Origin of the sequence: Streptomyces sp. A1136 (assembly GCF_004795055.1) — a bacterium.
In the GTDB taxonomy this organism is placed as follows: domain Bacteria; phylum Actinomycetota; class Actinomycetes; order Streptomycetales; family Streptomycetaceae; genus Streptomyces.
Genome location: NZ_SSBJ01000056.1, coordinates 1 through 18710 on the forward strand (window position 1 = coordinate 1; position 18710 = coordinate 18710).

The following is an 18710-nucleotide window of genomic DNA, read 5'->3' on the forward strand; positions in this document are numbered from 1 at the left end:
TCGTCGCGCCCTCGCGCCGGGGCCCCGGGACCCGCGGGGGCCGCGCCGACTCCGGCGGCTGCACACCGAAGTCGGCGGCCGGACCCTCGTAGCGGGGCTCCCACACACCCGGGCCCGACTCCGGCGGCTCCGCCACCAGGCGGGTGGTCGCGCCCTCGCGCCGGGGCCCCGGGACCCGCGGGGGCCGCGCCGGCTCCACCGGCAGCGCCGAGAGGCGGGCCGTCAGGTCCCGGTGGCGGTCCGCCGCGCGGGCCGCGTCGTCCCGGAGCCATGCCCGCTCCCGCTCCCGCTCCCGCGCCGACTCCCGCTCCCCCGGCGCAGCGGGGACCCCGTCCGGTCGCGCCGTCAGGCTCGCCAGGGCCGCCTCCGCCGCCACCCGCTGCTCGGCGGCCCGGACCAGCAGTTCCCGCAACTGCCGCGCGCCGCCCGGCGCGCGGTCCCACGCGGCGGCCGCCGCCTCCCGCAGTCCGGCGGCGTACCGCACCTCCCCCGCCGAGGCCGCCGCGTCCAGCAGCAACGACTCCAACACGTCCCGGGGCGGGATCGCGGCCCCGTCCAGGCAGGCCCGCATCCCCTCCGGGTCCCGGCGCAGGAACTCCCCGTACCAGCCCGATCCCGGGTCCAGTCTGCGGGCCAACCCGCGCAGGTACTGCGCGAGTTGACCGACCAGCAGCGAAGTCGCCGTGTCCATGCCCGCATTGGACCCCATGCGTGTTACGGGCGGGCTACGGGAATCTCAAAGCTTGACGGCGATACCGGTGTGCGGGCGCTTGCCGCGCCGCGCCAGCGCGGCCGGCAGGTCCACCACCCAGAACTGCCAGGTGTACTTGCGCGACATCAGCCCGCGCACCCGCCTCAACCCGCTCTCGTCCAGCAACCGCGCCTGCCCCTCCACGGCGACCGCACCCCGCGGTACGCGTCCGCGCACGTCGCAGGGGGCCACGGTGACCCGCCCGTTGTTGCGGATGCGCTTGACCTTCCACGAATCGCTGCGCGTCCACACGTACAGCTCGCCCCCGTCGGCCACCGCCCACACGGGGGTGGCGACGGGGGTGCCGTCCTTGCGGAACGTGGTCAGACTGACGTACTTGCCCCGGCCGAGCTCCTCAACGGTCATGCCCCGACCTTAGGCCCAGGCCCCTACGGACGCCCGTGCGGGTGTACGACCATCGCCGATCCCCCGCCCCGGCGGCTGGGCTCGGCCGCGGCCAGCCAGCGACCGTCCGGGAGGCGCTGGACGCCGGTGGCGGCGCCGATCTCCGGGTGCTGCCGGAAGGCGTGGCCGAGCGCCTCCAGCTGCGCGCGGACCGGGCTGTTCCACAGACCCGGTTCCAGCTCTGTGGTGCTCTGGTTGCGCTGGCTGGCGCGCGGCGCGGCGATGGCGTCGACCAGCGGCAGGCCCCGGTCCAGGTGCCCGAGCAGGGTCTGGAGCACGGTGGTGATGATGGTGGCGCCGCCCGGGGAGCCGACGGCCAGCACCGGGCTCCCGTCCCGCAGGACGATGGTCGGCGAGATGGACGAACGCGGCCGCTTGCCCGGGCCGGGCAGGTTCGGGTCCGGGACGCCTGGGGCGGCGGGCGCGAAGGAGAAGTCGGTCAGTTCGTTGTTGAGCAGGAAGCCGCGGCCCGGGACGGTGATGGCGCTGCCGCCGGTGGATTCGATGGTCAGCGTGTAGGAGACCACGTTGCCCCAGCGGTCGGCGACCGTGAGGTGGGTGGTGTTCTCGCCCTCGTACGTGGTGGGCGCGGCCGGCCCGGATGCGGCGCACGGGGCCGGGTGGCGCGGGTCGCCGGGGGCGAGCGGGCTGGTGAGGGCCCGGTCCGGGGTGATCAGGCAGGCCCGGCTGTCGGCGTACCGCTGGGAGAGCAGCTCACGGGTGGGGACCTGTTCGGCGGCCGGGTCGCCGACCCAGCGGCCCCGGTCGGCGAAGGAGATGCGCGACGCCTCGATGAAGCGGTGCAGGTACTGCGTTTCGGACAGACCCCGCAGGTCCGTGCCTTCCAGGATGTTCAGCGCCTCGCCGACGGTGGTTCCGCCGGAGGAGGAGGGGGCGATGCTGTAGACGTCGAGGCCCCGGTATCGCACCCGGGTGGGGGCCTGCCGCTTGGTCGCGTAGGCCCGCAGGTCCTCGGAGCTCAGGTCGCCGGGGCGGACGGTGCGGGTGGCGGCCGGGCTCACGGGGGGCTTGCGGACCGCGTGGACGATGTCCTCGGCGAGCGGGCCCCGGTAGACGGCGCCGGCGCCCTTGCGGCCGATTTCGGCGTAGGTGGCCGCCAGGTCAGGGTTCTTGAAGGTGGAGCCGACGACCGGCAGCGCCCCTCCCGGCAGGAACAGCTTCGCCGTGTCCGGGAAGTCCTTGAAGCGGTCCTGGTTGAGCTCGGTCTGCGCCCGGAAGGTGGAGTCGACGGTGAAACCGTCCCGGGCGAGCTTCTCCGCGGGCTTCAGGAGCTGCCCCAGTGGCCGGGTGCCCCAGGCGTCCAGGGCGCTCTTCCAGGTCGCCGGGGTGCCGGGGACGCCGACACCGCGACCGCTGGTCTGGCCCTCGGCGAAGGGGATGGGGACGCCGTTCTCCTGGAACAGGGTGGCGGTGGCGGTCGCCGGGGCGGTCTCGCGCCCGTCGATGGTCTCCACCCGGTGGGAGGCGGCGTCGTAGAAGACGAAGTAACCGCCGCCGCCGATCCCGGCGGAGTACGGCTCGGTGACCCCGAGCGCGGCGGCGGTGGCGACCGCGGCGTCCACGGCGTTGCCGCCCGAGCGCAGCACCGCGATGCCGGCCGCCGAGGCGTCGGCGTCGACACTGGCGACGGCCCCGCCGTAGCCGACTGCGACCGGGACCTTCGCGGGAGCGTCGGCCGCGGCCGACGGCGGTGCGGCGGCTCCGGTGGACACCAGCGCCCCGGCGAGGGCGACGAGCGCGAACTGACGTGCGGCGGGACGACGCATCCGTACCTCCAGTCGACAGCCCGTCAGATCCCCTGTGACGGGCCCGGTCCGGCACTGTAGCTTCACCGCACCCCCCACGTCAGGACCGCCCGGGGCGGGTTAACATCCGCGCCATGAACGACGACGTGCGCAACATCGTGCTCGGAGTGGTGGCCACCGCCATCAGCGGGGGCTTCGGCTGGTTCTCCCGGACGTACCTGTGGCGCCGCACACTGCGCCGCAAGCAGGCCTTCTTCGGGCTGCCCAGCGGCTCGGACTGCGTGTTCGTGGTCAACCGTCAGATGGGCGGCACGGAGGGGTCGGTGCACCGCAACGACGCCTTCGCGCTGCTGGAGATATCCGCGCTGATCAAGGACTGCTCGGCGAACCTGCGGATCGTCTCCCACGACACGGCCCGTCAGGGGTTCGGGGAACGGGCCGAGTTCTGTGTGGGCGGTCCGGTCTCCAACGCGCGCACGGCCGCGCACCTGGCCTCCATGCTGCCGGGCGTGCTGGTCGACCACTCCGTCGAGGCGGGCCCCGACCGGGGCGCGATCCGGGTCGGCGAGGACACGTTCCGCTGGGACAAGGGCCGGGTGGACCACGTGCTGCTGGCCCGGCTGACGACGGGGCCGGGGACCCGGCCGGTGTTCCTGATCTCCGGGCAGACCGCGATCAGCAACCAGGCGGGGGCGCGGTACCTGGCCCGCCACCATCGGGCGCTGGCCCGCAAGTACGGCAACGACTCCTTCTGCGTGATCCTCAAGGTGATCAACTCGGACGCCTACGGCCCGGACGTGGTCGAGCTGCTGGCCGACGTCACGCGCGCGGCGCGGACACCCGCAGCGGCAGCCGCGTGACCCCGTTGATGAAGTTGGACACCAACCGCCTCGGCGCTCCCGCCGGTTCGGGAACGGGCATGAGTTCGCGCCACTGCTCGTAGAGGGTCCGCAGTTGGAGCCGGGCGAAGTGGGCGCCCAGGCAGACGTGCGGGCCGTCGCCGAAGGAGACGTGCGGGTTGGGCCACCGGTCGAGGTCCAGGCGGTCGGGTGCGCGGAAGACCCGTTCGTCGTGGTTGGCGGAGGCGTGGAAGACCACCACCTTGTCACCGGCGCGGATCGGTTGCCCGGCGAGCACGGTGTCGACGGCCGCGGTGCGGCGGAAGCTGAGCACCGGCGGGTGGACGCGCAGGAGTTCCTCCACCGCGCGCTCCATGGGCACGTCGCCCCGGGCCAGTCGACGGTAGGCGTCCGGGGCGCCGGCCAGGGCGAGCAGACCGCCGGGCGCCGCGCCGCGCACCGTGTCGTTTCCGGCCACGGTCAGCAGGAAGAAGAACATCTCCAGCTCGCCCGGGGCCAGGCCCGCTTCGGCGAGGGCCGTCATCACGTCCCCGCCGGGGTGGGCCCTTTTGTGCGCGGCCAGTTCGCGGGCGTAGTCGAACATCTCGCCGAGCAGTGCCGGGGAGCGGGGGTTGAGCGGTTTCCCGTCGGGGCCGCGCAGCGGGGCGGGCGTGTCCTCGGGGTCCTGGTAGCCGATGACCCGCACGGTCCAGTCGAGCAGCAGGCCCCGGTCCGACGCCGGGACGCCCAGCAGGTCGGTCAGGTTGAGCAGGGCGTACTCGTCGGTGACGGCGGTGACGACATCGGCCACGCCGTCCACGGCCCCCTCGCGGGCCGCGCACAGCAGGGCCCGGGCGCGGGCGCGCACCCGGTCGGCGAAGGCGTCGACCCGGGCGGGGGTGAAGGCCCGGGCGACGAGCCGGCGCAACCGCCCGTGCGACGCGGGTGTCTCCCCGGGCGCGCCGGAGCGGGGGGACGGGTCCTGGTTGAGCATGGTGCGCCGCAGGAACGGCAGGTCGGCCGGGTCGGGGTCGCGGATCTGGGTGGCGCCCAGCCATGAGGAGTACCTGGCGTGGTCACGCAGGACCCGTACGGTGTCGGCGTGTCGGGTGACGGCCCAGAACCCGGGGCCGGCGGGCCAGCCCAGGACCTCCGGCTCGGGCTGCCACGCCACCGGGTGTCGCTCGCGCAGCGTCCGGTAGCGCTCGTGCGGGATGCCCGCGGCGTAGAGGCGGGGGTCGAAGACGTCGGGGGCGTCGTCGACGCCGCGCGCGGGGGCGTCGGTCATGGCGCCTACGGTGGCGCCCGCGCCCCCTCCCCGCAAGGGGGCGCGGGCTACCCCTCGCGCGGCTTGCGGCGCAGGGCCGCCGTCAGGGCGCTGATCTCCGTCAGGCGCAGGGGCTTGGCCAGGAGGAGGACGACGAGGATGAGCACCGCGGTCCCCGCGCCGGTGGCGGCGAACCGGCCGGCCGCCTCGCAGGCGCGGGCGGCGGCGTATCCGGCGGCGGCCGCGGGCAGGCAGGCCGCCAGCAGTCGCAGGTGGGTGCCGACCGCCGTGCCGTCGCGCCCGGCGCCGCCCGGGGTGCGCGGGCCGAGCCGTCGGGCGAGGGCGAGGGCGGTGACCGCGGCGCCCGCGGTGAAGGCCACCGACGAGGCGGCGGCCATGCCGGTCACGATCCAGCGCAGGGGAAGCGCCTCGTAGGCGGTGTAGGAGAGACCGGCGTTGAGGGCGACGATGACCAGGTTCAGGAGGAACGGGGTCCGGGTGTCGCCGAGCGCGTAGAAGCCGCGCGAGAGGACGTACTGGGCGCAGAAGGCGATCAGGCCGGGCGCGAACGCCACGAGTATCCCCGCCATCACCTCGGCGTCGGCGGCCTTGACCTCTCCGTACCGGAAGACACAGGCCGTGAGCCAGGGGGCGAGCGCCGCGAACAGCGCGGCGGCGGGCACGATCAGCGCGGCGCCGGTGCGCAGGGCGTAGGAGACGTCGCGTCGGACGGCGCCGAGGTCGCCCGAGGCCGCCGCGGAACTCATGCGGGGCATCAGGGCGGTGACCAGGGAGACGGTGACGATGCCCTGCGGGACGATCCACAGCTGGTAGGCGTTGGTGTAGGCGACGTAGCCGGCGCCGCCCGCGACACCGGCGCCCTCGGCGAGTTTCCCGGCGGTGGTGGAGAGCCGGGTCACGACCCAGTAGGCGAACTGGTTGGCGAGGACCAGCAGGACCAGCCAGCCGGCGTTGCGCAGGGGGCGGCCGAGGCCGCTGCCGCGCCAGTCGAAGCGCGGGCGCCAGCGGAAGCCGGCGGAGCGCAGGGACGGGATCAGGGCGATGGCCTGGATGACGATGCCCGCGGTGGTGCCGATGCCGAACAGCCGGGTCTCGCCGGAGGTGAAGCCCGCGCCCCTGTGCTGCGAGAAGGCGAGGAACAGCCCGAACACCGCGATGATCACGAGGTTGTTGAGGACCGGGGTCCACATCATCGCCCCGAACTTCCCCCGGGCGTTCAGCACTTGCCCGAGCAGGGTGAACATCCCGTAGAAGAATATCTGCGGCAGGCAGAACCGGGCCAGGGCCACGGTGGAGTCCACCTCGGCCGGCGTGTACGCGGAGGGCGTGTACGCGGAGATGATCGCCGGGGCGGCCACGACGGCCACGGCGGTCAACGTGAGGAGCGCGACGGTACAGGCGGTGAGCAGCCGGTCGGTGTAGGCGGTCCCGCCGTCCGGGTCCTCACGGGCGGCCTTGACCAGTTCGGGCACGAAGACGGCGTTGAGCGCGCCGCCGATCAGCAGCATGTAGAGGATGTTGGGGACGGTGTTGGCCACGGCGTAGCCGTCGCCGCGGATCTGGGTTCCGAGGGCCGCGAGGACGACGGCGGAGCGGACGAAGCCGGTGGCGCGGGAGACGATCGAGCCGGCTGCCATGAGGGCGCCGCTGCGCCGCACCGACGTCTGTCGCCCCGGGTTCTTCGGAGGCGCGTCGTCGCGGTGTCGGGTGAGGGCCGGCGACCCGGCGGCCGTCACCGGCCGCTCGTGTCGGCGTACTGGTCCATCAGGAGGTCCCCGCTCTGTCGTCGATCGGCGACGAGGGTAACCCGAGGCCACTGTTGACACGAAGTCAATCGTTACCGGTACGTAACTTACTCACGGGTTACCTCCGGTAAGCCGCTCCCGTTACCGTCGGCACACTTTGTCACCGGCGTACGCGAGGAGCATCGATGCCCCGCACCACCAGCACCGCGGCAGCGGTGGCGGCCCTGCTGGCCGCAGCCGCCCTGGGCCTGGCCCCCCATCAGGCCCAGGCGGCGGCCATGGACGCGGCCACCACCAACGCCTCCGACACCTCGTCCCCCTACCCGGACGCGTCCCCGGACTCGTCCTCGTCGGAGTTGCGCTTCCACGACATCCCCGGCTCCGGCGGGATCACCCTCAAGGGCAACGTCTTCACCCCGGCCGGCGCCCGGGGCGACCGGACCTACCCGCTGATCGTGCTGCCCACCAGTTGGGGCCTGCCGCAGATCGAATACATCGCCCAGGCCAGGCAACTGGCCGACTCCGGTTACGTCGTCGTCGGCTACACCTCCCGGGGCTTCTGGCTCTCCGGAGGACAGATCGAGGTCGCGGGACCGCCCGACGTCGCCGACGTCTCGGCCGTCATCGACTGGGCCCTGGCCCACACCCCGGCCGACGCGGGACGCATCGGCGTGGGCGGCGTCTCGTACGGGGCCGGCATCAGCCTGCTCGCCTCCGCGCACGACCCCCGGATCAAGGCCGTGGTGGCGCTCAGCGGCTGGGCCGACATCGTCGAGTCCATCTACTCCGGCCGCACCCAGCACCTCCAGGCCGCCGCGCTGCTCGGCGGCGCCGGCTACCTCACCGGCCGCCCCGGCCCGGAACTCCAGGGCATCCTCGGTGACTTCCTCGGGTCGTGGCTCGACCGCGAACCGCAGATGATCGAATGGGGCAAGGCCCGCTCGGCGGCCTACCAGGTCGACCGGATCAACACCAACCACCCGGCCGTGCTGATGGGCAACGCCTGGGGTGACACCATCTTCCCGCCCAACCAGTACGCGGACTTCTTCGAGAAGCTGACCGGCCCCAAGCGCCTGGAGTTCCGCCCGGGCGACCACGCCACCGCCGAGGCCACCGGCCTGTTCGGACTGCCCAACGACACCTGGACCAACGCCCACCGCTGGTTCGACCGCTACCTCAAGGGCGAGCGCAACGGCGTCGACACCGAGGCCCCCGTCCAGATCAAGTCCCGCGGCGACAGCGGCTACGAGGGCTACGCCGACTGGAAGTCGGTCGGCTCCGGCGGCTCCGAGAAGCTCGCCCTCTCCGACAGCGAACACATCCGGGCGAACGTGGACTCGGGCGCCGACGGCGGGATCGTCTTCCTCTCCAGCGTCCTCGACCAGCTCGCCCAGGCGCCCCCGGTCGCCTCGATCCCGCTGCTCCCGCGCGCCTTCGCCGCCGTCTGGCAGTCGGAGCGCCACGACACCGACCGGCGCGTACGGGGCACCGTGCGGCTGCACACCACCGTCACCCCCACCGCCGGCGACGGCACCTTCGTCGCGTACCTGTACGACGTCGGCCCCCTGGGCATCGGCAAGCTGGTCACCAACGCGCCGTACTCCTTCCACGGCAAGACCCCCGGCAAGGCCTTCGGGGTGGACCTGGACCTCTTCTCCACCGCCTACGACGTGCCCGCCGGCCACCGGCTCGCCGTCGTCGTCGACACCGTGGACCCGCTGTACATCGAACACAACCCGGCCGGCGCGCAGCTGACCTTCTCCTCGCCGCGCACCGATCCCTCGTACGTCTCGGTGCCGCTGCGCGAGCAGTGATCCGCGGCTGCTGCCGGCCGGGCCGGTTCCGGGGGGTTACCGGAGCGGCGTGCCCGGCAGCAGCGTGCCCGGGTCGGCGGGGGCGACGTCGACCGCCTCGGTCTTGGGGTTGCGGCGCTCGCGTCCGGCCACCCAGGTCGCGAACCAGGACAGCAGCATGCACATCCCGATGTAGACCGGTGAGATGACCAGCACCACCGGGATGAAGGGCAGGTCGTAGTCCAGGTTCGAGGCGATCAGCTTCCCGGCGTGCAGGAACTCCTCGTAGGTGATCAGGAACCCCAGCGAGGTGTCCTTGAGGGCCACCACCAACTGGCTGATGATCGCGGGGAGCATCGCCCGGACCGCCTGCGGCGCGAGCACGTGGGCCATCACCTGCGTCTTGCGCATGCCCAGGGCGTACGCGGCCTCCCGTTGGCCCTTGTCCACCGCGTTGACACCCGTCCGGAAGACCTCGGCCAGCACAGAGCCGTTGTACAGGGTCAGCCCGGCGACCAGCGCGGGCAGGGGCTGCACCTGGAGGGCGACGAAGATGAAGAAGATCATCACCAGGACGGGCATGGCCCGGAAGAACTCCACGAACACGGTGGCCGCCAGGCGCACCGGGAAGTGGTCGGAGAGCCGTCCGGTGGCGAGTACGGCCCCCAGGGCGAGCGAGAGCACCGAGGCGTAGGCGAAGGCCTTGAGGGTGTTGCCGAGGCCCGTCAGCAGCAGCTTCCGGATGCCCTCGTACTCGAAGGGCGTCCATTTGGCGGCACTGAACTGCCCGGTGTGGAAGAGCAGGTAGACGATCCAGCCGAGCAGCGCCAGGATCAGCACCGTCGAGAGGATTCCGTAGACGAGGTGCCGGCGCCGCGCCTGCGGGCCCGGGACGTCGTAGAGGGCGGTGGACTGCGTGTCCCCGTACAGCGAGTGCGCGGTCATCGGACGACTCCCCAGCGCTTCTCCAGCACGTTGAACAGCGCGCTGATGGACAGGGTGATGATCAGGTAACCGACGGCGATCCAGACGAACGTCCAGACGATGTTGTAGCCGAGTTCGCTCAGGGGCTTGTAGGTGCCCAGCAGCTCGGTGACGCTGAACGCGCCGGCGATCGCGGAGTTCTTGGCGAGCGCGATCAGGGTGGAGCCGATCGGCGGGATGACGGAGCGGAAGGCCTGGGGCAGCACGACGCCGCCCAGGGTCTGGGTGAAGGACATCCCGAGGCTGCGGGCCGCCTCGCCCTGGCCCTTGGGCACGGTGTTGATGCCCGAGCGCAGCACCTCGCAGATGAAGGCGGAGGTGTAACAGCCGAGCGCGAGCACGGCGAACAGCTCGAAGGGCAGGACCACCCCGAAGCGGGGCAGGCCCAGCAGGACGGCGAAGAACAGCAGGGTGAGCGGGGTGTTGCGCAGCACGGTCACCCACACCGTGCCGAAGACGCGCAGCGATCCGATGGGGGCGACCCGGAAGGAGGCCATCACGAAGCCGAGCGCGAGGGCGAGGAGGGAGGCGTAGACGGTGAGTTCGAGGGTCCCGAGAAAACCCTTGAGGTAGATCGAGAAGTTCTGGGTCAGTACTTCCATGGCGGTGTGCTCTCCCCTCAGCCCGCCGGGTAGCGGTCGATGGCGGGCGGATGCGGAGCCGGTACGCCGGAGAGGCCGAGCGTGGCCGCGTACGCCTTCTTCCAGTTCCCGTTCTTCTCGTTCTGCGCGAGGGCGTCGTCGAGGGCGAGGCGAAGCGCGTTGTCGTTGCGGGGGACGCCGATGCCGTAGGGCTCCTTGGAGAAGGGCTTCCCGACGACCTTGAGTTCCTCGGGGACCTTGGCGGCGTAGCCGAGGAGGATCGAGTCGTCCGTGGAGACCGCGTCGACCTGGTAGCTGAGCAGGTTGTCCACGCAGGCGGAGTACGTGTCGTAGGCGACGAGCACCGCCTGGGGGTACTCGCGCTCCAGGCGCTGGTAGGGCGTGGAGCCGGAGGCGGAGCAGACCTTTTTGCCGGCGAGGTCGCCGGGGCCCTTGATGTCCTTCTCGTTCTTGCGGACGAGGAGCGACTGGCCGGCCATGAAGTAGGGGCCCGCGAAGCCGACCTGCTTCTTGCGGTTGGCGTTGATCGTGTAGGTGCCGACGTAGAAGTCGATCTGGCCGTTCTGGAGGGCGGTCTCGCGGTTGGCGGAGGCGATGGTCTTGAACTCGATGGTCTTGGGGTCGAAGCCGAGGGAGGCCGACATCATCCTGGCGATCTCGATGTCGAAGCCGGAGTAACGGCCGCTGGAGGGGTCCTTCTCGCCGAGGTAGGGCTGGTCCTCCTTGACCCCGACGACGAGGTGGCCGCGGCGCTCGGCGGCCTGCCAGGTCGGGGAGTCCGGCAGCCCGAAGCCCGTGGCGACGTGGTAGACGGGCAGGGCGTCGGGCTGGGGTCCCTTGACCGGGGGGCTGCCGGGCTTGCCGCAGCCGGTGGCGGCGCCGAGCAGGGCGAGCACGGCGAGCAGGGGTAGGAGGAACAGACGGGTGGGCCGGTGCGGGCGGGTGGGCGTGCGGGAGCCGATGAGGCGTTTCACGGGCCGTCCCCCCTCAGTGCTTGAGGATCTTGGAGAGGAAGTCGCGGGCCCGGTCGCTCTCGGGTGCGGTGAAGAACGCCTCCGGGGCCCGGTCCTCGACGATCTTCCCGTCGGCCATGAACACGACCCGGTTGGCCGCCGAGCGGGCGAAGCCCATCTCGTGCGTCACCACGACCATCGTCATGCCCTCCGAGGCGAGCCGGCGCATGACCTCCAACACCTCGTTGATCATCTCGGGGTCGAGGGCGGAGGTGGGCTCGTCGAAGAGGAGTGCCTTCGGGTTCATCGCGAGGGCGCGTGCGATGGCGACCCGCTGCTGCTGGCCTCCGGAGAGCTGCGCGGGGTACTTGTCGGCCTGGTCGGCGAGGCCCACCCGCTCCAGCAGCTCGCGTGAGCGCTTGTTCGCCTCGTCCTTCTTGCGTTTCCTGACCTTGATCTGCGCGAGGGAGACGTTGGCGAGGATCGTCTTGTGGGCGAAGAGGTTGAAGGACTGGAACACCATGCCGACCTCGGCGCGCAGACCGGCGAGTTCCTTGCCCTCGGCCGGCAGGGGACGCCCGTCGAGGACGATCGTGCCCGACTCGATCGTCTCCAGCCGGTTGACGACCCGGCAGAGCGTCGACTTCCCGGAGCCGGAGGGGCCGATGACGACCACGACCTCCCCGCGGCCGACGGTGAGGTTGATGTCCTGGAGGACGTGAAGTTCCCCGTAGTACTTGTTGACGTCCCGCAGCTCGATCAACGGATCGACGGCCATACGCTGCCCTGCCCACTTGTCGGTGTCGAGGTCAGCGCAAACTATCCAGCCGCGGAAGGGCACTTCGCCTCGACACGCCTAAAGCCGACATAAAGGCCTTCGAGATCAGCCCTCCGAGGCCTCGGCGTAGGCCTGGGACAGCTCCGGCGACCCCGTCACGGCCCAGGACACGCCCGTCTCGACCACGTTCAGCTCCCGTCCGGAGGCGAGGCGGATCACCGGCTGGCCGTTCGGCCACACCTGCCAGCGGGCCCCGGGGATGGTCCGGACGATCAGGGTCCCGAGGTAGAAACCGGCGTCGTTCCCCAGCCAGGGCACGGCCTCCGGGTCCCGCCGCCAGCGGGGCATCAGCTGGTCCAGCGCCTCCAACGACGCCGCGCTCCCGTCGAGTTCGAGCCCGGCGGACCTCGCCTGGGCGCGCAGCATCTGGCACTCCGAGAACAGCTCGGCCATGCCCTCGGGATCGTCCGCGAGGGCGGCGGCGAGCCCCGCACCCTGTTCCGTCGCGTGCCGGCTGCGCCAGTTGGCCAGGAAGGGGATGTTCATACCGACCAGACTCGCACCGCCGTCCCCGCCTGGCCACAGGGCGCGCAGGACCGGAATTCCCGGGCCGCCGGGTCAGAGCTCCAGGTCGACGACGACCGGGGCGTGGTCCGAGGCGCCCTTGCCCTTGCGCTCCTCGCGGTCGACGTAGGCATCGGTGACGGCCTTGGCGAAGGGTTCGTTGCCGTAGACCAGGTCGATGCGCATGCCGCGGTTCTTGGGGAAGGCGAGCTGGCGGTAGTCCCAGTACGTGTACGGGTGGTCGTACTTGAGCGGGCGGGGCACCACGTCGCGGAGTCCGGCGGCCCGCAGCGCCTCCAGGGCGGCGCGCTCGGCGGGGGTGACGTGGGTCATCCCCTCGAACACGGACGGGTCGTACACGTCGTCGTCGGTCGGCGCCACGTTGTAGTCCCCGAGCACCGCGAACGGGCGCGGGCCGGCCGCGTCCTGCGCGACGGCCGCCGCCAGGGCGCGGAACCAGTCCAGTTTGTAGCCGTAGTGGTCGTGGGCGACCTCGCGGCCGTTCGGCACGTACACCGACCACACGCGCACGCCGCCGCAGGTCGCGGAGATGGCGCGGGGTTCCTCCACGCCCTCGTAGGCGGGACCGTCGGGCAGCCCCACGACCACCTCGTCCAGACCGACCCGGGAGATCACCGCGACGCCGTTCCACCGGCCGGTGGCGTTGACCACGGCCTTGTAGCCCAGCTCGCGCAGCTCGTCGTGCGGGAACTGCTCCGCGGAGCACTTGGTCTCCTGGACGCACAGGACGTCCGTGCCGGAGCTCTCCAGCCAGGCCAGCAGACGCGGCAGCCGGGCGGTGATCGAGTTGACGTTGTATGTGGCGATGCGCATGCCGACCAACCTACCGCCCGGCACCGACGGTCACAGGTCCGTGGCGTCCCCGGCGGTGAGCCGGCCGTGCTCGGTGCCGCCGAGGGCGTTCAGGACGTTGTCGTAGACGGGCCGGGCGAGGTCGGCAAGATAGGCGTCGTGGATGTCGAGGGCCCGGCGGGGCTTCACCTCGCGCAGGTAGTCGATCACTTCGGCGATCTTGTTCCAGGGCGCGTGCACCGGGAGCATCAGGGTCTCGACGGGCACGCCTGGCACGGTCAGCGCGTCCCCGGGGTGGAAGAGCGAACCGTCCACGAGGTAGCCGACATTGGTGACGCGGGGCATGTCCGGGTGGATCTCGGCGTGCAGCTCGCCGTACACCCGGACGTCGAACCCCTCGGCCTCGAAGGCGTCGCCGTGGCCGACGGTGCGCACCCGGCCCGGGTAGGCGCCGGCCAGCTTCTCCGCGACGCTGCGCAGGGTCCACAGCCGGGCCCGCGGGTTCGCGTCGAGCGCGGCGCGCAGCCGGCCCTCCTCGAAGTGGTCGGGGTGCTCGTGGGTGACCAGCAGCACGTCCGCCCCCAGCCCCGCGTCGGGTTCACTGAAGGCGCCCGGGTCGATGACGAGCACGCGCCCGTCCTTCTCCAGCTGAACGCACGAGTGCAGGCGCTTGGTGAGTTTCATGATCCCAGGCTAGCGCCCGACGGGCCGCCGCCCCGGCCTCGGACCGGGGCTACGGGACGGCCGTGGAGACCACGTACACCCTGGGGTTGCCGGGCTTGGTCAAGTCGACCGTGACGTCCCTGGTGGGGCGGGGGTTCTTGGCGTCGAGGGTGATCCCGTACCAGGTGTGCTTGGGACTCCAGCTCCAGCCGGCGACCTTCGCGTCCCGCTCGGAGATGGACACGCCCGGCGTCAGCTTGTCCTTGCTGGTGCCGATGTCGGCGAGGAAGGTGTCGAGTTCCCGGGGGGTCAGCGAGAACTGGGTGTAGAGCCGGCTGGTGTGCCAGTTGTTGGTCTCCAGGTAGCCGACGAGCGAGGCCATCATCGGGATGGGGACCTCGTAGATGCTGCGCTGTACCGCGGACGGCCAGGCCGTGCGCACCTTGGCCGCGCCGACCGTGGCGGCCTTGTCGCGGCCGCTCTGGCGGCTCTGGTGGGCGGAGATGGCGAGGTAGCCCGCCGGGACGCCGACGAGCAGCAGGATGATGATCGCGGTGATCCATCGGCGCCGGACGACGTGCCGACGGTCCTCGACCGTGGACGCGGGCGCGCCGCCGTCGTCGGGGGCGGCGGCCTGGCGGGGCAGCAGGGGGGGTGGGTTCACGGCTGTCGGTCCTGCTTCTCGGGGTCCGCGGGGCCGGCGGTGTCGCGCAGCCCCAGCCGCGCGTAGCGCTCGTACCGCTCCACGCGCCGGCGCGTCGCCCGGCGGAAGCGGCGGGCCACGAGCCGGGCGAGGTCGGCGGCGCCGACCATGCCCGCCTCGGGGCCGAGCTGGGCCTTGGCGATGCGGGCCTCGGGACGGTAGCCGCGGCCGGTGAGGTGGCGCCGGAAGGCGTCTCGGGCGGGCCCGATCAGCAGGTCGTCGGCGGCGCTGACGCCGCCGCCGATGACGAAGCAGGACGGGTCGAGCGCGGCGGCGAGGTTGGCGATGCCGACGCCCAGCCACTGGCCGATGTCCTGGAAGAGCTCCACGCACATGGCGTCGCCCTCGCGGGCAAGCTCGGTGATGAGCGGCCCGGTGATCTCCTGGACGTTGCCGCCCACCCTCGCGATGATGTTGTACGCGACCGGGGAGTCGGCGGCGGCCAGCTCGCGCGCCTCGCGGACCAGGGCGTTGCCGGAGCTGTACTGCTCCCAGCAGCCGCGGTTGCCGCAGGGACAGCGGTGGCCGCCGGGCACCACCTGCATGTGGCCGAACTCGCCGGCCACCCCGTAGCGACCGCGCTTGACCTGACCGCCTTCGAGGATGGCGCCGCCGATGCCGGTGCCGAGCGTGATCATGACCAGGTGGTCCTCGCCGCGGCCGGCTCCGAAGCGCCACTCGGCCCAGGCCGCGGTGTTGGCGTCGTTGTCCACCATGACCGGTACCGCGAGCCGGGACTGGAGCGCGTCGCGCAGCGGCTCGTCACGCCAGGCGAGGTGCGGGGCGAAGAGGACGCGGGAGCGGTCGGCGTCGACCCATCCGGCCGCCCCGATGCCCACGGCGTGCACGTCGTGCCGGTCGGAGAGGTCCAGCACCAGTTCGACGATGGTGTCCTCGACGACCTTGGGGCTCTTGGACTTGTCCGGCGTCTCCGCGCGGATCTTCTCCAGGATGACGCCGTCCGCGTCCACGACGCCGGCCATGACCTTCGTGCCGCCGATGTCGATGCCGACGGTCGGGACGCGCGGGGCGGTCAGCAGCGACCGGCGTTCACGGGTCCCGACGGTCCGCAGGACCGTGCCCCGCGCCGACCCCCGGTGGGTGAGCGTGAAGTCCCGGTACGTGCTCATCGAGTCGTGTCGTCCCTCGGGGTGCGGGTGGTGCCGGACGTGTGGTCTGGGCCTGATTCTGCCACCCGCTCCAGTTCGTGGCTCAGCTCGTCCAGCTCGGAGCCGCCCGCCATCTGCCGGGTGAGCTCGTCCAGCGTGATCGAGTCCCGGGTGTGGCTGCCCGCCATGGCGCCTCGTTTGAGGAGCACGAAGCGGTCCCCGACGAGGTGGGCGTGGTGCGGGTTGTGGGTGATCAGGACCACGCCGAGACCCGCGTCACGGGCCGCGGCGACGTACTTGAGGACCACACCGGACTGCTTGACGCCGAGCGCCGCCGTCGGCTCGTCCAGGACGAGGACCTTGGCCCCGAAGTGGACCGCCCGGGCGATGGCCACGCACTGGCGCTCGCCGCCGGACAGGGTGCCGATCGGCTGGTCCACGTCCCGCAGGTCGATGCCCATCCGCAGCAGTTCCGCGCGGGTGGTCGCGCGCATGAGGTCCACGTCGAGGCGGCGGAAGGGCCCGCGGCCGCGGGTGGGCTCGGAGCCGAGGAAGAAGTTCCGCCAGACCGGCATGAGCGGGACGACCGCGAGGTCCTGGTAGACGGTGGCGATGCCGTGGTCCAGGGCCGCGCGCGGGTTGGCGAGCACGGTCTCCTCGCCCTCGATCTCGAAGCTGCCGGCGTCGTGGCGGTGCAACCCCGCGATGATCTTGATCAGTGTGGACTTGCCCGCACCGTTGTCGCCGAGGACACAGGTGATCTCGCCGGCGGAGACCTCCAGGGAGACGTCCTGGAGGGCGCGGATGTTGCCGTAGTACTTGCTGACGTCGGTCAGCCGCACCAGGGCGGTCGTGTCGTCCGCCTTCACGGCGGTCGCGTCCTTCACCTTCACTTCGCCTCCGCCCGCTTGCGGACCCATGCGTTGAGCAGCGTCGCGAGCAGCAGCATCGCGCCGAGGAAGAACTTGAACCAGTCCGGGTTCCACTGGGCGTAGACGATGCCGTTGCTGGTCATGCCGAAGATGAAGGCACCGACGGCCGAGCCGATGGCCGAGCCGTAACCGCCGGTCATCAGGCAGCCGCCGATGACAGCCGCGATGATGTACAGGAACTCGTTGCCGACGCCTTCGCCCGATTGGACGACGTCGTAGGAGAAGAGGATGTGCTGCCCGGAGATCCAGGCACACAGGGCGACCCCCATGTAGAGGCCGATCCGCGTCTTGACCACCGGGACGCCGGTGGCACGGGCCGCGTCCGCCCCGCCGCCGACCGCGAAGATCCAGTTGCCGGCGCGGGTGCGCAGCAGGAGCCAGGTGGCCAGCGCGACCAGGGCCAGCCACCACAGGATGGTGACCTTCAAGGTGACCGAGCCGACGTTCCACTGGGACGCGAACAGGGCCCGGGCCGAGGGGAAGCCCTCCATGTCGGCGATGGACTTGGTGGAGACCGAGCCGCTGATCAGCTTGGTGAAGCCGAGGTTCAAGCCGGTCAGCATCAGGAAGGTGCCCAGCGTGATGATGAAGCTGGGCAGCTTCGTGCGGGTCAGCATGAAGCCGTTGAAGAAGCCGATCGCGAGCGTGACCAGCAGGGACACCAGGACGCCGACCCAGACGTCGGCGGTCATCTGGTAGCTGAACATCGAGCTGATCAGTGCCGAGGTGGTGACCATGACGCCGGCGGACAGGTCGAACTCGCCGCCGATCATCAGCAGCGCGACCGGCACCGCCATGATCCCGATGGTGGAGGCCGAGTACAGGATCGTGCTGAGGCTGGAGGCCCGCAGGAAGCTGTCGGCGGCGAAGGAGAAGAAGACGAAGACGGCCGCGGCGCCGACGACCGCGCCGAGTTCGGGGCGGCCGAGGAGGCGGCGCACCAGGGAGGTGGGCGCGAGCCGTTCGTCGGCGAGGGCCGGTGCGCTCATCGGGTGCCCCGCTTGATGTACTCCTCCAGCTTGGCCGCCTCGGCGCCGGTGACGATCTGGGGGCCGGTGAGCACCGGGCGGCCGCCGCCGAGCACGTCGGCGTTGTAGCGGTTGAGCCACAGCAGGTCGACGGCCTGGTACCCCTGGAGGTAGGGCTGCTGGTCGACGGCGAAGCCGAGGGCGCCGGACTTCAGGTCGCGGGCCACGGACTCGTTCAGGTCGAAGGTGTCCACCTCCGCCTTGCTGCCCGCCGCGTCCTTGGCCTTGATCGCGGTGGGGGCGAAGGGGGCGCCGAGCGTGACGATCGAGTCGACGGACGGGTCGGCCTGGAGCTTGGCCTGGATGGCGGCCTGCACGGAAGGCATGTTGGTGCCTTCGACGTACAGGTTCTCCATGATCCCGCCGGACCCGCCGAAGGCCTTCTTCGCCCCGGCGCAGCGCTGCTCGTGGCCGACGTTGCCCTGCTCGTGCAGGACGCAGACGGCCTTCTTCCTGCCCCGCTTGCCCAGCTCGGCGCCGACGGCCTCGCCCGCGATCTGCTCGTCCTGGCCGATGTGGGTCAGGGCGCCGTACTCGGCGGACTGCGCCGATCCGGAGTTGACGGTCACCACCGGGATGCCGGCCTTGACGGCCTTGGCGATGACGTCCTTGAGGGCCTCGGGCTTGGCGAGGCTGACGATGATGCCGTCCACTTTCTGGTCGATGGCGTTCTGCACGTACTGGGCCTGCTGCTGGGCCTGGTCGTCGTGGGCGTAGACGAAGTTGATGTTGTCCTTCGCGGCGGCCTCCTTGGCGCCCTTCTGGACGATGTCCCAGAAGGTGTCGCCGTCGCCCGCGTGGGTGATCATCGCGAAGGTCCAGCGGGGCGTGTTCACGGCGGGCCGGCCCGCCTGGGCGCTCTTGGCCCGCTCCTCGGCGCGCTTGCCGCCCGTACTGCTGCAGCCCACGAGGGAGGCGCCCAGCACCGCCGCGAGCACGGCGCCCACGACGCGCACCCCTGTCCCAACCCTAGCCACGTCGCCGTGCCCTTCCC

At 71.8% G+C, this 18710-nt stretch carries 18 protein-coding genes and 1 pseudogene; 2 read left to right on the forward strand and 17 right to left on the reverse strand.

Features of this window, described 5'->3' with window-relative positions:
- The 3 genes and pseudogenes from E6R62_RS33805 to ggt form a co-directional block, all read right to left on the reverse strand.
- A pseudogene (locus E6R62_RS33805) lies at positions 1 to 691 on the reverse strand (hypothetical protein); the annotation flags it as partial.
- A 45-nt stretch (positions 692 to 736) separates the two neighbouring features.
- Positions 737 to 1117 carry a PPOX class F420-dependent oxidoreductase gene (locus E6R62_RS33810; RefSeq protein WP_136217306.1) on the reverse strand — a complete coding sequence of 127 codons (381 nt, stop codon included), beginning with the start codon at positions 1115 to 1117 and terminating at the stop codon, positions 737 to 739.
- Positions 1118 to 1140: 23 nt separating this feature from the next.
- Positions 1141 to 2943, reverse strand: a complete 1803-nt coding sequence (gene ggt / locus E6R62_RS33815; RefSeq protein ID WP_136217307.1) for a gamma-glutamyltransferase — start codon at positions 2941 to 2943, stop codon at positions 1141 to 1143.
- Between the two features lie 113 nt (positions 2944 to 3056).
- On the opposite strand from ggt, the gene E6R62_RS33820 reads away from it, so the two are divergent.
- Positions 3057 to 3782 (forward strand): hypothetical protein, encoded by a 726-nt coding sequence (locus tag E6R62_RS33820; RefSeq protein WP_136217308.1) that lies wholly within the window; start codon positions 3057 to 3059, stop codon positions 3780 to 3782.
- Here E6R62_RS33820 and E6R62_RS33825 read toward each other — a convergent pair.
- Complete coding sequence (locus E6R62_RS33825; protein ID WP_136217309.1) at positions 3742 to 5049, reverse strand: cytochrome P450; 1308 nt, start codon at positions 5047 to 5049, stop codon at positions 3742 to 3744. The two genes, E6R62_RS33820 and E6R62_RS33825, sit on opposite strands and share 41 nt — an antisense overlap.
- A gap of 47 nt (positions 5050 to 5096) precedes the next feature.
- On the reverse strand, positions 5097 to 6707 hold the full coding sequence (murJ, locus tag E6R62_RS33830; protein WP_240802055.1) for a murein biosynthesis integral membrane protein MurJ: 1611 nt from the start codon (positions 6705 to 6707) through the stop codon (positions 5097 to 5099).
- 272 nt (positions 6708 to 6979) lie between these two features.
- Between murJ and E6R62_RS33835 the strand changes: the two genes are divergently transcribed.
- Entirely contained in the window at positions 6980 to 8608 is a 1629-nt protein-coding gene (locus tag E6R62_RS33835) for a CocE/NonD family hydrolase (RefSeq protein ID WP_136217311.1), read from the forward strand.
- A gap of 36 nt (positions 8609 to 8644) precedes the next feature.
- Here the strand turns inward: E6R62_RS33835 and E6R62_RS33840 are convergent, their stop codons facing one another.
- The 12 genes from E6R62_RS33840 to E6R62_RS33895 all read right to left on the reverse strand — a co-directional run bounded on the left by E6R62_RS33840 (position 8645) and on the right by E6R62_RS33895 (position 18663).
- Positions 8645 to 9532 (reverse strand): amino acid ABC transporter permease, encoded by an 888-nt coding sequence (locus E6R62_RS33840; protein WP_136217312.1) that lies wholly within the window; start codon positions 9530 to 9532, stop codon positions 8645 to 8647.
- Positions 9529 to 10173: an amino acid ABC transporter permease gene (locus E6R62_RS33845; protein WP_136217313.1), complete on the reverse strand. Its 645-nt coding sequence runs from the start codon at positions 10171 to 10173 to the stop codon at positions 9529 to 9531. The genes E6R62_RS33840 and E6R62_RS33845 overlap by 4 nt, the downstream gene beginning before the upstream one ends.
- Before the next feature lie 17 nt (positions 10174 to 10190).
- The gene (locus E6R62_RS33850; protein ID WP_136217338.1) at positions 10191 to 11093 is read right to left on the reverse strand and encodes a glutamate ABC transporter substrate-binding protein; all 903 of its coding nucleotides are present in this window, start codon (positions 11091 to 11093) and stop codon (positions 10191 to 10193) included.
- A gap of 67 nt (positions 11094 to 11160) precedes the next feature.
- Positions 11161 to 11904 carry an amino acid ABC transporter ATP-binding protein gene (locus E6R62_RS33855; protein ID WP_136217314.1) on the reverse strand — a complete coding sequence of 248 codons (744 nt, stop codon included), beginning with the start codon at positions 11902 to 11904 and terminating at the stop codon, positions 11161 to 11163.
- 105 nt (positions 11905 to 12009) lie between these two features.
- A complete protein-coding gene (locus E6R62_RS33860; RefSeq protein WP_136217315.1) occupies positions 12010 to 12450 on the reverse strand; it encodes a DUF6278 family protein in 441 nt (146 codons plus the stop codon).
- A 72-nt stretch (positions 12451 to 12522) separates the two neighbouring features.
- Positions 12523 to 13302: an exodeoxyribonuclease III gene (locus E6R62_RS33865; RefSeq protein ID WP_136217316.1), complete on the reverse strand. Its 780-nt coding sequence runs from the start codon at positions 13300 to 13302 to the stop codon at positions 12523 to 12525.
- A gap of 30 nt (positions 13303 to 13332) precedes the next feature.
- The gene (locus tag E6R62_RS33870; protein WP_136217317.1) at positions 13333 to 13965 is read right to left on the reverse strand and encodes an MBL fold metallo-hydrolase; all 633 of its coding nucleotides are present in this window, start codon (positions 13963 to 13965) and stop codon (positions 13333 to 13335) included.
- A 49-nt stretch (positions 13966 to 14014) separates the two neighbouring features.
- Entirely contained in the window at positions 14015 to 14608 is a 594-nt protein-coding gene (locus E6R62_RS33875) for a hypothetical protein (RefSeq protein WP_136217318.1), read from the reverse strand.
- Complete coding sequence (locus tag E6R62_RS33880) at positions 14605 to 15777, reverse strand: ROK family glucokinase (protein WP_136217319.1); 1173 nt, start codon at positions 15775 to 15777, stop codon at positions 14605 to 14607. Before E6R62_RS33880 ends, E6R62_RS33875 begins: the two co-directional genes overlap by 4 nt.
- Positions 15774 to 16676 (reverse strand): ATP-binding cassette domain-containing protein, encoded by a 903-nt coding sequence (locus E6R62_RS33885; protein WP_240802053.1) that lies wholly within the window; start codon positions 16674 to 16676, stop codon positions 15774 to 15776. The genes E6R62_RS33880 and E6R62_RS33885 overlap by 4 nt, the downstream gene beginning before the upstream one ends.
- The gene (locus E6R62_RS33890) at positions 16646 to 17677 is read right to left on the reverse strand and encodes an ABC transporter permease (RefSeq protein ID WP_136217321.1); all 1032 of its coding nucleotides are present in this window, start codon (positions 17675 to 17677) and stop codon (positions 16646 to 16648) included. The genes E6R62_RS33885 and E6R62_RS33890 overlap by 31 nt, the downstream gene beginning before the upstream one ends.
- Positions 17674 to 18663 (reverse strand): sugar ABC transporter substrate-binding protein, encoded by a 990-nt coding sequence (locus tag E6R62_RS33895; RefSeq protein ID WP_240802054.1) that lies wholly within the window; start codon positions 18661 to 18663, stop codon positions 17674 to 17676. The genes E6R62_RS33890 and E6R62_RS33895 overlap by 4 nt, the downstream gene beginning before the upstream one ends.
- Positions 18664 to 18710: the final 47 nt, after the last annotated feature.

Excerpts from the sequence above, each read along its gene's own strand:
- E6R62_RS33840 (WP_136217312.1), bottom strand. The coding sequence starts at position 9,532 with ATGACCGCGCACTCGCTGTACGGGGACACGCAGTCCACCGCCCTCTAC.
- E6R62_RS33865 (WP_136217316.1), bottom strand. The coding sequence starts at position 13,302 with ATGCGCATCGCCACATACAACGTCAACTCGATCACCGCCCGGCTGCCG.
- E6R62_RS33835 (WP_136217311.1), top strand. The coding sequence starts at position 6,980 with ATGCCCCGCACCACCAGCACCGCGGCAGCGGTGGCGGCCCTGCTGGCC.
- E6R62_RS33855 (WP_136217314.1), bottom strand. The coding sequence starts at position 11,904 with ATGGCCGTCGATCCGTTGATCGAGCTGCGGGACGTCAACAAGTACTAC.
- E6R62_RS33820 (WP_136217308.1), top strand. The coding sequence starts at position 3,057 with ATGAACGACGACGTGCGCAACATCGTGCTCGGAGTGGTGGCCACCGCC.
- E6R62_RS33885 (WP_240802053.1), bottom strand. The coding sequence starts at position 16,676 with ATGGGTCCGCAAGCGGGCGGAGGCGAAGTGAAGGTGAAGGACGCGACC.
- E6R62_RS33890 (WP_136217321.1), bottom strand. The coding sequence starts at position 17,677 with ATGAGCGCACCGGCCCTCGCCGACGAACGGCTCGCGCCCACCTCCCTG.
- E6R62_RS33870 (WP_136217317.1), bottom strand. The coding sequence starts at position 13,965 with ATGAAACTCACCAAGCGCCTGCACTCGTGCGTTCAGCTGGAGAAGGAC.
- E6R62_RS33860 (WP_136217315.1), bottom strand. The coding sequence starts at position 12,450 with ATGAACATCCCCTTCCTGGCCAACTGGCGCAGCCGGCACGCGACGGAA.
- E6R62_RS33845 (WP_136217313.1), bottom strand. The coding sequence starts at position 10,173 with ATGGAAGTACTGACCCAGAACTTCTCGATCTACCTCAAGGGTTTTCTC.
- E6R62_RS33810 (WP_136217306.1), bottom strand. The coding sequence starts at position 1,117 with ATGACCGTTGAGGAGCTCGGCCGGGGCAAGTACGTCAGTCTGACCACG.
- E6R62_RS33825 (WP_136217309.1), bottom strand. The coding sequence starts at position 5,049 with ATGACCGACGCCCCCGCGCGCGGCGTCGACGACGCCCCCGACGTCTTC.
- ggt (WP_136217307.1), bottom strand. The coding sequence starts at position 2,943 with ATGCGTCGTCCCGCCGCACGTCAGTTCGCGCTCGTCGCCCTCGCCGGG.
- E6R62_RS33880 (WP_136217319.1), bottom strand. The coding sequence starts at position 15,777 with ATGAGCACGTACCGGGACTTCACGCTCACCCACCGGGGGTCGGCGCGG.